The organism is Pantoea sp. JGM49, from assembly GCF_018257655.1.
GTDB classification, from domain to species: Bacteria; Pseudomonadota; Gammaproteobacteria; order Enterobacterales; family Enterobacteriaceae; genus Pantoea; species Pantoea communis.
This window is the reverse complement of record NZ_JAERJM010000001.1, coordinates 440,354-453,896: the sequence shown is the minus strand read 5'-3', so window position 1 is coordinate 453,896 and position 13,543 is coordinate 440,354. Positions and strand designations below refer to the sequence as shown.

Below are 13,543 nucleotides of genomic sequence, written 5' to 3'. Positions count from 1 at the left end.
CCCTATTCATGACTTCACTACTTCATTACTTCATTACTTCAAACGGAATGCCACCACACTGTCACCCGCCTGGGTGCCCAGCGAACCGTGACCGCCTGCCGCAATCACCACGTACTGCTTACCGTCTTTACCCATAAAGGTCGACGGCGTGGCCTGCGCACCCGCGCTCAGCTCGGTCTGCCACAGCAGTTCACCGGTGGTGCTGTCGTAAGCGCGGAAGAAGTTATCCGCGGTTGCGCCATGGAACACCAGGTCACCCGCTGTCAGCAATGGACCACCGTGTGCCACCATGCCCATCGGGAAGCCGATTGGGAAGCGGCCCGGCAGGAAGCTGGTTTTCAGGTTTTTGGTGACACCCACACGGCGCAACCACTCGGTTTTCCCGGTTTTCAGGTCTACGCCCACCATACGACCCCACGGCGGTGCGATACACGGAATGCCGAGGCCAGAGGCCAACTGCTGAATGTGAATCGCGTAGTCACCCTGGAAGTTTTCATTCCAGTATGGCTGACCATCTTTGGTGAACAGACGCTGCGTTTCAGTCTGCGGCGTACGCTTGATCAGGTTGTATTTGTAGGCCAGGCGAACTGGCGCGGCAATCAACATCTGACGCTGCGGATCGACTGCCACTGAACCCCAGTTGAACACGCCAATGTTACCCGGGAAGATCAGCGAACCGGCTTCAGTGGCTGGCGTCCATGGGTTGCCATCGTAACGCAGTGAACGGAAGTCCATGCGGCATGACATCTGGTCAAACGGCGTGATGCCCCACATTGATTTTTCGGTCAACGGGTCTGGAATAAAGTTCAGGCTTGATACTGGCTGTGTCGCGGCAAACTTCTCACCCGGCACACCACCTTCGGTAGAAACCTTCACCTGATTAACCGGATACACCGGCTGACCGGTCAGGCGATTCAAGACAAACAGGTTGCCGGTTTTAGTTGGCAGGATCACCACAGGCTGTTTCTGGCCCTGATAATCGATATCCAGCAATGACGGCTGAGACGGATTATCGCGATCCCACAGATCGTGGTTAGAACTTTGATAACGCCATTTAAATGCGCCGGTCTGCAGATCCAGCGCCACTAACGCATCGCGGAACTTCTCGGTGTTGCTGTTGGCATCACGTTCGATACCCACTTCATCCGGTGACGCGTTACCAAACGGCACGTAAACCAGACCATTTTTCAGGTCAGCGCTCAGCGTACCCCAGGCGACTGGCGTATCTTGCGGATAGTTTTGTCCCGCAGCGATCGGCGCCGTATTTTCTGGATTCGATGGATCAAAGTTCCACACCAGACGACCGGTTTCAGCGTCATAAGCACGAATCACACCTGATGGGTTACCACTGTTGAAGCCGTTGTCCATCACGGAACCACCGACAATCACCAGCTTGCCGGCCACCAGCGGTGCGGCGGTTTGCATCAACGCATGTGGACGCACTTCACCCATGTTGGCATGCAGATCCACTACACCATTGGTGCCGAAATCAGCACAAGGTTTGCCGGTATCGGCATCCAGTGCAATCAGCTGTGCATCGGTGGTGGCGTTGAAGATACGCTTACGGCAGATGGCCGGCGCTGCAGCAGAATCCTGCGCAGCAACCGGGCTTTGCTCGTAATAGCTCACGCCACGGCAGGTCTGGTGCTGCTGCAGGTAAGAACGATCTTTATTCGGCGTGTACTTCCACTTCACTGCACCGGTTTCGGGATCAAGTGCGTGCACTTCGTTATGCGGCGTACAGAAATACAGCATGCCGTTGGCTTTCACCGGCGTCGCTTCGAAGGTGTATTCGCTGGCATCCGCATCCTGACGCAGGTCACCAGTGTGGTAAGTCCAGGCCACTTCGAGGTTTTGCACGTTTTCTTTGGTGATTTGATTCAGTGAAGAGAAACGCTGGCCATCAGTGGTGCCGCCGTACGCGGTCCAGTCGTTAGCGGCGCCCTGCTCGCTAGCTTGTTCACGCGCATTGCTAATCGTGCCCGCCTGCGGTAACGGATCGTAGAAGCACAGACCGAGCACCACCACAATCATCACGATCACCGTGCCACCCAGGAAGGTGTGGAAGCGGCGTTCGCCTTGATACAGCGGTTTCACCACCCACGGCATCGCCAGCCACAGGCCAATCACGCCAAACAGGTCGCCGCGTGGGATCCACTGCCATTTATCAAAGCCCACTTCCCAGATAATCCAGGCCAGGGTAATCCACATCAAAACCGCATACAGCGCCAGTGCACTACGCTGGTTTCTGAACAGTAAAATGGCGGTGATCAGTAAGCCCACCGCCATCAATGCATAGAACGCGCTGCCGCCCAGCATCAGCAACTTACCACCCATATAGAGCAACGCTAATGCCAGAATCGCCAGCACGATACTGGTTAATTTGTTAACCATGCCAATCCCTCAACGTTTTTCATCAATTACCACCCAAAATAAACCTACATAAACTCAACAGAATTTTAACTTACGTTATCGAATAGTAAAAACCCGTTGCTGAGTGTGTCGTTAGCTCCGCTTATGAATGTAGCCGGGCTAATGACTGACAAATCAGGCAGCCTTCAATCTGTGACTGAAATCACGTTTTATTTTTCGTTGTGATAATTAATCATTAGTGAGGATAAATCGCATTTTTTGATAACGGGAGTTGCGAAATCTTTCACCCTTCGTGGATTTTGCGCTCATTGCATATCGTTGCGCGGATTTGTTACTACGCCTGCTGTAGCGGAAAACTTACGCTGTTTTCTTTTTTCTCAGGGAAACATCATGAAACTCACGTTTATCGCCAGCGCATTGTTGGCCGCCACCTTCACCACTTATGCCGCCAATACCGAACTCGTGGTCGGCGACCAAAAGGGGAACGCCCGCGCCGTGATGTCAGCAGCCGGTGAACTCACCAATGTGCCTTATGAAATCAAATGGTACGAATTCCCTAACGCCGCGCCGCTGCTGGAATCACTCAACTCACAGCATCTGGATGCCGGATTAGTCGGTGATGGTCCGCTGGCTTTTGCCGTGGCGGCTGGGGCTAAAATCCGCGCTATTCAGGCCTCACAATATTTGGGTAACGGGCTGCTGGTTAAAAAGGATAGCGCCGTCCATACCATTGCCGACCTCAAAGGCAAAAAAGTGGCCACGGTGAAAGGTTCATCGGGTCAGAACATGGTACTCAACGCGCTGCACCAGGCCGGTTTGCCTGATGACAGCGTTAACTTTGTTTTCACCACGCCTGCTGAGGCGACATTGGCATTGGATAACGGTGCCGTGGATGCGGTGGCGACATGGGAACCGTATGTCTCTTTTGCGGTGGCTCAGTCAGGTAATCGCATCGCCATTGACGGCAAGGAGGCACCGGTCTCCAACTATCTGGTGGCGACCGATAGCGCTATCAGCAGTAAACGTGCAGAGCTGGCTGATTTCCGACAGCGTCTGATTCGCGCTCGCGCCTGGGGTGTGGCTCATCCGCAAGAGTATGCCAATGGCATCGCGTCTTTACTGCGTCTGCCAGATGCCGTCGCCTTGAGTAAAGTTCAGCGTGAAAACAACGCTCCGGTGGAAGACTACACGCTGGTGGCGCAGCGCCAGCAGGCAGCCATAGACACTTTCGCACGCAGCGGGTTAATTAAACCCGGCTTGCAGGCGAGCAGCCTGGTCGATGCGTCATTCTTTGCCAAAGCAGGAGCCACTAAACCATGATGAACCTGGCGCTGTACCTCGACTCAGGCATTCATCAGGGTGGCTGGCGTCATCCGCAAGCCGCCACGACCGGTGGCCGCAACTGGCCGCTGTACCGCAAAATTGCCCAACGCGCTGAAGCGGCAAAACTCGATATGATCTTTGTTGCGGATAAGCTGGCGATTGATGATGTGTATGGCGGACATCTGGCGCATACCGTGCAGCATCGCCAGGTGGGCTGGTCTGAGCCGCTCACCTTGCTGGCCGCGCTGGCGGCGGTCACCGATCATATTGGCTTAGGCGGCACCGTCTCATCCTCCTATTCCGAGCCCTATACCACCGCGCGACAGCTGGCCAACATCGATCACATCAGCGGTGGGCGCGCCGCGTGGAATGTGGTAACTTCATTAACCCATGCCGAAGCACGTAATTTTGGCCGCAGCCAACACTTCAGCCATGAGGATCGCTATCGCCGCGCGGCAGAGTTCATCGACGTGATGAAAGCGCTCTGGGACAGCTTCGAAGAGGATGCGTTGGTGGTGGAAAAAAGCAGCGCACGCTTTGCCGATCCGGCACGTTTCCACCGCTTCGACCATCAGGGCGAGTCATTCGAGGTACAAGGACCGTTGAACCTGCCCCGTCCACCGCAAGGGCATCCGGTAGTGATACAGGCTGGTGTTTCTGAGGCATTTATTGACCTGGCGGCCCAACACGCGGAGATGCTGTTTGTCGTGCAACCTAACCGGGAACGCGCACAGCAGTTCTACCAAACGATCAAGGAGCGTGCGCAGCACTATCAGCGACAGCCAGATCAGCTGCGAATCATGCCGGGATTAGTGCCGATTGTCGGCCACAGCGAGCAGGATGCACGCGACCGCGCTGAACACCTCAAATCACTGATCACCGTGGAATCCGGGCTCAGTTTTGTTTCTGCCAGCATGAACATCGATCTGTCACAGTATCCGGTGGATGGACCGGTGCCCGACTTGCGCGAGCAGATTACCGGCAGTAAAGGACGTTTTCAGTATGTGATTGCCAATGCTATAGAGCAGAAACTCACTCTGGGGGAGATGGTCAAATGCTATGCGGAGAGTTTGTCATTCCCTTCACCGACCGGCACGGCGGATCAAATCGCGCAACAGATGATTGACTGGTATCAACATCAAGCCTGCGATGGGTTTGTAATTCTCCCCACCTATATTGATGAAAATGAAGATCTCTTCCTCAGCCAGGTGGTACCCCGTTTGCAGGATGCGCGCGTGTTTCATCAGGATTATGCTGCGGGCACGCTGCGCGAACGTTTGGGCCTCGTGAAACCAGCTAATCGCTTTCATTGATGGATTTTGATCATCGCAAGTAATCGCAAAATGTGGGTGTTTTGAGATTGCTTGCGATCATGAGTAGTTAACAGATGACTGGATGTCGCTCAGAGGTCATTTATACCCTTCGCACTATAAAAGAACGCTTATGTGATCATGCTGGTGCAGACAGACATACAACGGGCGTCCTGATGGTCGCCCTTGCTACAGAAAGGCCTTACCTTGTATATCCGCGCTAATTGTTAGCAGCCTTACCATTCTGGCATCAGCTTTGCTTAATGAATCCTGTGTTCTATTTCAGGAGTCGCGCTATGCAAGCATCCTCTACTCGCTACACTATTTTTTCACTGCTGTTTCTCATCGCGCTGATCAACTACGTTGATCGCGGCGCACTCTCGTTTGCTGCTAACGCTATCTCTCAGGAATTTCACTTCACCAAAGTTCAACTGGGTGCGGTATTGGGCTATTTCGGTTTTGGCTACCTGTTCGGCTCGCTGTGTGGCGGTTTTCTCGCTGATAGATTGGGCACCAAAAAAGTGTGGTTGATGGCGGGGATTCTTTGGTCCTTGCTGGAAATTGGCACCGCATGGGCCGGTGAAGTCGGCATGGCGCTGTTTAGTGGTTCAGCCATTATGGGATTTGCTGCATTGCGTATCCTGTTTGGTTTTTCCGAAGGCCCGGCCTATGCGTTGATGAATAAAACCATTGCCCACTGGGCCCCGGATAATGAACGCGGTTTTGCGCTGAGCATCGGTTTACTCAGCACTCAGGTAGGTTCACTGCTGACCGCACCCATTGCCGTGGGTTTGCTGCTGTTAACCAACGACTGGCGCATGATGTTTATCCTGCTCGGCGCTTTCTCGCTGCTGGCGATGTTGCTGTTTGCACGCAACTTTACCGACACACCGCTGCTGCATCCCCGCGCCAATACGGCCGAACGTCAGCTGATCATCAATGGACAAAAGCCTGAAAGCCAACATGAGTGTGCACTGCCGTGGTGGCGTTTCTTTACCAGTCGCACGCTGGTGTGCAACGCACTTGGCTATTTCAGTTTTCTCTATATCACCTTTACGCTGGTCACCTGGCTGCCTAAATATCTGCAAGATAACTTCCACTACGATCTACATTCGTTATGGTACGTGGCGATGATTCCGTGGAGCGGTGCCTGTTTCACTGTGTTGCTTGGCGGGCGTATAGCCGATCGTTTGCTGGCACGCTTTAACAACCTTCGCCTGGCAAGGAACGTCTTCGCAGCCGTCACGCTGTGCGCGACCGCCTGCTGTTTTATGGCGATTCCGTGGGTCAGTTCAGCGGCAGGGATCATCGCTCTGATGACGCTAGGTAACGCGCTCAATGCGCTGGTGAATAACGTGTATTGGTCGGTGGTGATTGATGTGACGCCAAAAGCTTCGGTAGGTGCTTACAGTGGCATGACGCTGGCGATAGCCAACCTTGCCTCCATCATCTCCCCGATGCTGTGCGGCTGGCTGGCGGAATATTACGGTTATAACGCCATGTTCACCGTTACCGCCTGCATTGCGTTTGGCAGCATGCTGGCGATGACGCTATTACAACCCGAGAAACGCCTGCAGGCTGATGCACCCAAAGTGGCAGCACAGCAGGCGATGTAATTTTACACCGCGTGCCGCTGGCAGAACGCAGCAATGTCTGGCGATTGGAAATCCGCCAAATGCGTCATCAGCTTCTCCAGCGGCCAGTTCCACCACGCAATCGCCTGCAACTGCGCCGCGATTTCTGGTGTGAAGCGGCCACGAATGGGTTTCGCAGGGACGCCGCCCACAATGGTGTAAGGGGCCACATCTTTGGTCACAACCGCGCCAGCCGCCAATACCGCGCCGTCACCAACGGTCACGCCCGGCAGCACAATGACGCCATGACCAATCCACACATCATTACCGATGATCACGCGGTCCTCGCGGCGATCGGCAAAGAAGCCTGCGTCACGCTGCGCCTGCGGGTCATAATATTCCGGGCAGTAGGTAAAACGATGCTGGGACGCACGATCCATCGGATGATTTGGCGCACCAATACGCACCTGATTGGCTATCGCGGTAAAGCGACCAATTTGCGCATCAGCGACACAACAGTGCTCGCCGAGGTAAGAAAAATCGCCCAATTCGCTATATTCAAGATAACTTTCGGCGAGGATCTCACATTGCTGACCAATGTGGGTTTCGCGCATACGCACGCTAGGATCGATGACGGTGTGTTGCAGTTTAGCCGGTTGGACAGCGGCAAGGGCCATAGCAAGCTCCAATGTGGTCAGAGGTCTGGATAACGAGTTGTAATAGGTCAAGCGCGAAGCACAACACTAAAGCGGCAAGATGACAGAAATGCTATCGTAGCGGCTTCGTTTGAGGCCATTTAAGGAAAGGGAATGAGAACACCGTGGTCACTGTTAGCTCTAATGTGGTCTTCTGGCCAGGCGTCAGCAGCACTGCCCGCTGATATCAAAGCAGGTGATATCGTGCAGGTGCAGTTATCACAATTGCATCCCACGCAAGCCGCGATTGGTTATCGCCAGTTGGATTACAAACTGCACCGTTACCAGGCCGATCCCAAAAAGCTGTTCGATGATTTTTGTGAAAGCATGGGGCAGAAAGGCGTAGACAAGTTCAACAGCAAATCACGCATCTCCGATCCTGACAGCTTCACCTGTAAAGCCCCGGTGGGTGCGCAGCCAGGACCGATGAAAACTGCCGTCATCGCCCCGGATAATGCGCTCTATCTCACTGATGGGCATCACACCTTCAGTAATTTCGCTGATGTTGGGGGTTTGAAAACGCTGGTACAGGTGCGCATCACCAATGATTTCCGCAGTCTGAAAACGATGAATGCGTTCTGGCAGCAAATGGAAGCCGCCCATCTGGTCTGGCTGGATACGCCTAAAGGCAAAATCACCCCGCATGACCTGCCTAAAGAGTTGGGCCGTAAACACATGCAGGATGATGAATATCGTTCGCTGGTCTATTTCGTGCGCGATATCGGCTTTGAGAAAGAGGACAATCCGCCGCCGTTCCTTGAATTCTACTGGGGTAAATGGCTTGAGACTGAACTGCCGCTGAAATCATTCGATCTGCACGATCGCAAAGGCTATGGCGCAGCGGTCACCGCCATTGCTGAAAAAATCACCGACGTACCTAAAGACACGGTGATTGCCCAAAGCGACGCCGGACCGCTCACCGCTGAAAAGTTGGGGGCGATGAAAAAGGTCAACGAGAAGAAACTCGATAAGATGATTTCTGCGGATGGAAAATTGGGTTGGGCATTTAAAGAATAATAGTCAGTACGGGGACATGTCGTGCCCCCGTACTGATCACCATCTTCCGATGCGATTAACCTCTTACGCCAGCTCGCAATCCTTAACATCCGCGGAAGGGGCTAACAGATTTTTATCAAACTCACGCAAGGCTGCTGCATCACGGACACGCATCGGCCAGTCGGGATTGGCCAATGCACTTTTGCCCAACGCCACATAATCCGCCCCCTGCTCCAGCGCCTGAGAGGCGGCACGGCTGTTTGACAGCGAACCATTCGCCACAATAGTCAGGCTTGGTGCCGCCTCTCGCGCTATCTGTACCAGCGAAAGCGCATTGTCCGCAAAAGCGGTTTGCAGTGCGTCGTATTCGGTGAGATGCAGGTAATCAATACCTGACTCAGCCAATAAGCGAAACACTTGTTTTGCGCCCGCTTCCCCTTCCTGCCACTTATGATGGAAATCATTCACTTTGCCTTGTGAAATACGCACACCTAAAGTGACATCGTGGCCTATACGCTGGCGTACCGCGCGGATCACCGCCAGGGTCAGTGACAGGCGGGCAGCGATATCACCGCCCCAGCGGTCATGACGCTGATTGGTGTAATCCGTAAAGAATTGATCGAGCAGATAGCCATTGGCGCCGTGAATTTCAATGCCATCAAATCCCGCTACGCCAATAGCGCGCGCAGCGGTCTCGGCAAAACTGTCAATCGCCTGCTGAATCTGATCTTCGCTCATTTCTCCTGGCAACGCATAGTCGCCATGACCATGATAAAAGCCCAGCTGTTCTCCACGCGGTTGCACGACGGAGGGAGCCAGGGTATCGCGTCGGTAAATATTGCCCTGGGAAATCGCACCGGCGTGCATCAGTTGCGCAATGATCTTGCCACCATACTGATGCACACCATCAGTAATGGCTCGCCAGCCTGCGACCTGGCGGCTATTAACCAGCCCCGCTTGAAACGCATACGTCTGCGACCAGGCTTCGTCGATATACAGCCCTTCGGTGATGATGGTGCCAAAACCCCCCCGCGCGAAACGTTCGTAATAGTGCTTCATGCGGTCGCCCGGTACGCCATCTACCGTGGCGGAGATGCGCGTCATGGGTGCCACCATGATGCGATTTTTCAGCGCGAGTCGATTTAATGTCCCGCTCTGAAATAAGTGTTTATCGGCCATTTGCTACATCGTGTTCCCTGATTATCGTCAGAGCGCATTATAGTGTGTCGCTTTAGCGGCAAAAATGACCGAATATGATACGTCTGTATAACGGAAATCGTTAAAATGAACTCCAAAGATATTGAGGTTTTCCTGATGGTGTCGCAAACGCGTAGCCTGACCCAGGCAGCACGGCGGCTGAATACTACGCCGATGACGGTGTCGCGTCGGCTGGCCTCGCTGGAGGACGATCTCGGCGTGCGACTGATGCACCGCACGACTCGCGCCATCGCGCTCACCGTCGAGGGAGCAGAGTTTCTGCCCTATGCGAAATCGCTGGCGGAAACCGAACAGAGCGCACGCAATCTGTTTTCACCACACCAGCAAGGTGCAACTGGCCAGCTGCGGATTACGGCGCCTTCTGACTTTGGTCGTCGCACCATCATTCCGCTGTTGCCTGCCTTGATGGAGGCCAACCCGGAACTACGCATTGAGTTTCAGTTGAGCGATGACGTCACCGACCTGGTAGGGTTGGGCTACGATGTCGCTATCCGCATTGCACCGCTGCGTGACTCCCGTTTAGTGGCTCACCGTCTCGCTAACAACCCGCGTATGCTGTGTGCTTCACCCGATTATCTTCAACGCTTCGGCACGCCTCAGACATTAAACGACTTACATCATCACAACTGCCTGCGACTCTCAGGCGTGGTGCAGTGGAGCTTCATCATTGATGGGCATATTTCGAGCTTAAGCGTGGAAGGCCGTTTCAGTGGCAGTAACGTGGAAGGGGTGCGTACTCTGTGCGTGGCGGGAAGCGGCATTGCTCAGTTATCTGAGTGGGACATCCGTGAAGAGCTCGCTTCAGGCGAGCTCATCGCCATTGAATTACAGGATGCTCAACCGCAGATTCTTGGTGTCTGGGCATTGTTCCCCACGACTCGCCAGTTGCCAGCACGGGTGACGGTATTTCTTCATGCGTTAAAACAAGCGATGGAAAAAACAGATTAGTTACCTGTCACGACACCCCGTTTATAGGCTTAAATCGTTGACTCACTGATTCACTTCATGGAGGCCCCTTTTGAAACCTGAAATTCAAACCCTCGCATCAACGGAAATCTATCGCAACCGCTGGATGACGTTAAAGGAAGACAAAATTCAGCGTGCCGATGGCAGCGAAGGTCTCTATTCGGTGATCGAAAAAAACGATTTTGTCGTCATCCTTCCGGTGGAGCAGGACAGCATCTTTGTGGTGGAACAGTATCGTTATCCGATAAGTGAGCGCACCATTGAGTTGCCGCAAGGCAGCTGGGAGCTGGACCCCGGTGCGACACCGGAAGCACTGGCGGCAGGCGAACTGCAGGAAGAGACGGGATTGATTGCCGATCGTTGGCAGTACGTGGGCTATCAAAAACTGGCGCAGGGATACTCCGCGCAGGGTTATCACATCTATCTTGCCAGCGATTTACGCTATGAAGGGCAGAATCTGGATGCCGAGGAAGTCGGACTCACTGCACGCAAAATGAAAATCAGCGAGTTTCTGCAGCTCGTGCTGGAAGGTAAAGTGACCGATGCCACTTCAGTGACCGCGTTTTTACTGGCGCGGGCCAAAGGGTTGCTTGATTAAGCCGGGTAACGCACAGGGCCACATTGATGTCAGGTCGCTGTGCGTTTGAAGAGTGCGCATTGCTGCGCACTCCTCCCTGAACAATGACGCTTAGTGACTCGCTATCTCCGCCAGCACTGCTTGCGCATCTGCCGCAGCAACCGCGACACCATAAATGTAAAGCTGGCGCCGTTCTCCGGCTGGCAAAGCAATTTGCAGCGTTTTCCATGCTGGCTGATAATCGCCTTTGAGTGTGAAGCTCAGGTGGATTGCCTCGGCATCGCTGCGCATCTCCCAGCTTAACCACAGCGCATTACCCTGCTGATAACCCCAGGACTCACCGTCATCTTCAAATACCAGGCCTTTGCTCTCGCCTTTACCCTGTAATGGATAAAGTTGCAGCGTGCGACGGTCATCTGCTTGTGCATCAACATGACGCAGACGCTGGCTCAGTGGCAAGGCCGCACCGGCGCGAACCAGCATCGGCTGGGTTTCCAGCGGTGCTGGCAGCGTGATCCATTGACCGCCGCTGTACCACTGTTGCGTTGCGAAGTCATACCAGCCAGTTTGGTTATCTGGCAGCCACAAACTGCGTTCACGCTGTCCTGCTTCCACCACGCTGGCCACCAGCAAATCGCGGCCCAGCATAAACTCATCGCACTCGGCGAAAGTCTGTTTATCCTGCTCATGGTCGAGGAAGGTTGGACGCAGCATCGGCTCATCATCAGCATGCGCTTGCCACAGTAAGGTATACAGATACGGCAACAGGCGATAACGCAGTTCGATTGCAGCACGAATCGCAGGCGTGACCGACGGATACATCCACGGCTCATTCACCGTGTGATCGTCATTCCACGAGTGAATGGTGAAACGCGGGTGCATTACGCCGTTTTGTACCCAGCGTACAAACAGTTCAGCGTCCGGCTTATCACCTGAGAAACCGCCGACATCGTGCCCGACGTTATACAGACCCGACAAGCTCATCCCCAGGCCCATACGGATGTTGTAACGCAGTGACGTCCAGTTAGTACGGTTATCGCCGCTCCATGTCTGCACGTAGCGTTGCATACCGGCACAGCCAGAACGCGAGATCAGGAAAGGACGCTTCTCTGGCGCGAAACGCTGCTGCGCTTCCATCGACGCACGCATCATCAACAACGGCATCACCGGGCGAATATGCTTGATGGCGATGGGCGTACCAAAGCCATGGCAACGCGCTTCGCCGTCCCACACTTCATATTCGTTGTTGTCATTCCAGGTCGAATCGATGCCCTTCGCCAACAGCTGTTGGGTGACGTTCTCCTGCCACCACGCCACCGCCTGAGGATGGGTGAAATCGAGGTGTGAACCCTCGTCGTCCCAGAACACTGAACGCTCTGGCGCATCTTCTTCTGAATCGCGAATAAACAAGCCCTGCGCCGCGACTTCTTCGTAGCGCGGATGGTCCTGCAACAGGCAAGGTTTGATGTTGGCAGCCAGACGCAAACCGGCATCGTGGAACGCCTGGCTCATCACTTCCGGCTGTGGCACTTTGTCGTAGTTCCAGTTGAACACGTAGCGCTTGTTATTGATCGAGGTATAACCCGATGACAATTGGAAAGAGTCGCACGGAATATCATGCTGTTCGCACAGGCGAATGAAGTTCATCAGCTGATTTTGTGCATCCGGTGCATCGGTGTAGTGCATGGTTGAGCCGCTGTAACCGAGGCTCCATTTTGGGCCAAACAGCGTTTTACCGGTCAGGCGCACAAAGGCCTTGGTGACATCCAACACTTTGTTGCCAACAAACAGGTAATAATCAATATCCCCGCTTTCCGCCTGCCAGCGGCGATAAGGCTGATGGTAGTTATCCAGCTCGTTACCGAGATCAAACCAGCTGCTGCTGAGGTTATCGTAGTAAAGACCGAAACTCACATCGCTGCGGCGCGTAATGGTAAACGGCACGTGTTTGTACAGCGGATCGGTTGACGAGGCGTTGTAGCCCATCGCATCGAGGTTACGCATCTCATAACGTTTGCCATTGCGTTGAAGGTCACCGGTTTTCTCGCCCAGACCGTAATAGGCATCGTCATTCATACGGCGCTGGTAGTGCGCCACACCATCACCGTGCGCGTTAATCAGGTAGGCACTGGTTGGGCGGTCGCAGGTCAGCAGTTGCCAGGCGCCAGCGCTATCACGATGTTGCCACTCCAGCGCCAGTGGCTGATGGACAATCACGCGCAGCACATCGGTGGAAACCACCAGCGTGTCGCCCTCTTCTTCCAGCGTGAACCCTGGCAGGGTAAAGCCCGCCAGGCTGTCACGTGGACGCCCTTCCCACGGCACATCGCTGTCTGGCGCTATGCTCCAGGTGCGGTCCAGTGCATAGCCGCTCTGACGTTTAATCGAAACACGGAACATGCCGGATTCCAGCACGAATAGGTTCAGCTGGTACTTCCCATCGACGGTTAACGCAACATGGTGTTGATCAGAATGCGTGAGTGACCAATTCTTTAAAGTTTTCATTGTTAC

10 protein-coding genes are annotated in these 13,543 nt (G+C 54.2%); 6 read left to right on the top strand and 4 right to left on the bottom strand.

The window, feature by feature from the left end; genetic code table 11:
- Positions 1-33 precede the first annotated feature (33 nt).
- On the bottom strand, positions 34-2,394 hold the full coding sequence (locus JK231_RS02280) for a membrane-bound PQQ-dependent dehydrogenase, glucose/quinate/shikimate family (protein WP_211727897.1): 2,361 nt from the start codon (positions 2,392-2,394) through the stop codon (positions 34-36).
- A gap of 369 nt (positions 2,395-2,763) precedes the next feature.
- Between JK231_RS02280 and JK231_RS02275 the strand changes: the two genes are divergently transcribed.
- The 3 genes from JK231_RS02275 (at position 2,764) to JK231_RS02265 (ending at position 6,622) form a co-directional block, all read left to right on the top strand.
- Positions 2,764-3,693: an aliphatic sulfonate ABC transporter substrate-binding protein gene (locus JK231_RS02275; protein ID WP_211727896.1), complete on the top strand. Its 930-nt coding sequence runs from the start codon at positions 2,764-2,766 to the stop codon at positions 3,691-3,693.
- Positions 3,690-5,009, top strand: coding sequence for an NtaA/DmoA family FMN-dependent monooxygenase (locus JK231_RS02270; RefSeq protein ID WP_211727895.1), 1,320 nt, complete (start codon positions 3,690-3,692; stop codon positions 5,007-5,009). The genes JK231_RS02275 and JK231_RS02270 overlap by 4 nt, the downstream gene beginning before the upstream one ends.
- 293 nt (positions 5,010-5,302) lie before the next feature.
- Positions 5,303-6,622 (top strand): MFS transporter, encoded by a 1,320-nt coding sequence (locus tag JK231_RS02265; RefSeq protein ID WP_097117172.1) that lies wholly within the window; start codon positions 5,303-5,305, stop codon positions 6,620-6,622.
- Positions 6,623-6,624: 2 nt separating this feature from the next.
- Here the strand turns inward: JK231_RS02265 and JK231_RS02260 are convergent, their stop codons facing one another.
- Complete coding sequence (locus tag JK231_RS02260; RefSeq protein WP_034827214.1) at positions 6,625-7,257, bottom strand: DapH/DapD/GlmU-related protein; 633 nt, start codon at positions 7,255-7,257, stop codon at positions 6,625-6,627.
- 132 nt (positions 7,258-7,389) lie between these two features.
- On the opposite strand from JK231_RS02260, the gene JK231_RS02255 reads away from it, so the two are divergent.
- On the top strand, positions 7,390-8,292 hold the full coding sequence (locus JK231_RS02255; RefSeq protein WP_211727894.1) for a ParB/Srx family N-terminal domain-containing protein: 903 nt from the start codon (positions 7,390-7,392) through the stop codon (positions 8,290-8,292).
- Positions 8,293-8,355: 63 nt separating this feature from the next.
- Here JK231_RS02255 and JK231_RS02250 read toward each other — a convergent pair whose 3' ends face one another.
- On the bottom strand, positions 8,356-9,450 hold the full coding sequence (locus tag JK231_RS02250; RefSeq protein WP_211727893.1) for an NADH:flavin oxidoreductase: 1,095 nt from the start codon (positions 9,448-9,450) through the stop codon (positions 8,356-8,358).
- Between the two features lie 105 nt (positions 9,451-9,555).
- On the opposite strand from JK231_RS02250, the gene JK231_RS02245 reads away from it, so the two are divergent.
- Both JK231_RS02245 and JK231_RS02240 read left to right on the top strand, forming a co-directional pair.
- A complete protein-coding gene (locus JK231_RS02245; protein ID WP_211727892.1) occupies positions 9,556-10,437 on the top strand; it encodes a LysR family transcriptional regulator in 882 nt (293 codons plus the stop codon).
- 70 nt (positions 10,438-10,507) lie between these two features.
- On the top strand, positions 10,508-11,053 hold the full coding sequence (locus tag JK231_RS02240) for an NUDIX hydrolase (protein WP_249221588.1): 546 nt from the start codon (positions 10,508-10,510) through the stop codon (positions 11,051-11,053).
- 90 nt (positions 11,054-11,143) lie between these two features.
- Here the strand turns inward: JK231_RS02240 and JK231_RS02235 are convergent, their stop codons facing one another.
- A complete protein-coding gene (locus JK231_RS02235; RefSeq protein ID WP_211727891.1) occupies positions 11,144-13,537 on the bottom strand; it encodes a glycoside hydrolase family 31 protein in 2,394 nt (797 codons plus the stop codon).
- Positions 13,538-13,543 lie beyond the last annotated feature (6 nt).

Coding starts and splice junctions, on each gene's coding strand:
- JK231_RS02280 (WP_211727897.1), bottom strand. CDS start 2,394: ATGGTTAACAAATTAACCAGTATCGTGCTGGCGATTCTGGCATTAGCG.
- JK231_RS02275 (WP_211727896.1), top strand. CDS start 2,764: ATGAAACTCACGTTTATCGCCAGCGCATTGTTGGCCGCCACCTTCACC.
- JK231_RS02270 (WP_211727895.1), top strand. CDS start 3,690: ATGATGAACCTGGCGCTGTACCTCGACTCAGGCATTCATCAGGGTGGC.
- JK231_RS02265 (WP_097117172.1), top strand. CDS start 5,303: ATGCAAGCATCCTCTACTCGCTACACTATTTTTTCACTGCTGTTTCTC.
- JK231_RS02260 (WP_034827214.1), bottom strand. CDS start 7,257: ATGGCCCTTGCCGCTGTCCAACCGGCTAAACTGCAACACACCGTCATC.
- JK231_RS02255 (WP_211727894.1), top strand. CDS start 7,390: ATGAGAACACCGTGGTCACTGTTAGCTCTAATGTGGTCTTCTGGCCAG.
- JK231_RS02250 (WP_211727893.1), bottom strand. CDS start 9,450: ATGGCCGATAAACACTTATTTCAGAGCGGGACATTAAATCGACTCGCG.
- JK231_RS02245 (WP_211727892.1), top strand. CDS start 9,556: ATGAACTCCAAAGATATTGAGGTTTTCCTGATGGTGTCGCAAACGCGT.
- JK231_RS02235 (WP_211727891.1), bottom strand. CDS start 13,537: ATGAAAACTTTAAAGAATTGGTCACTCACGCATTCTGATCAACACCAT.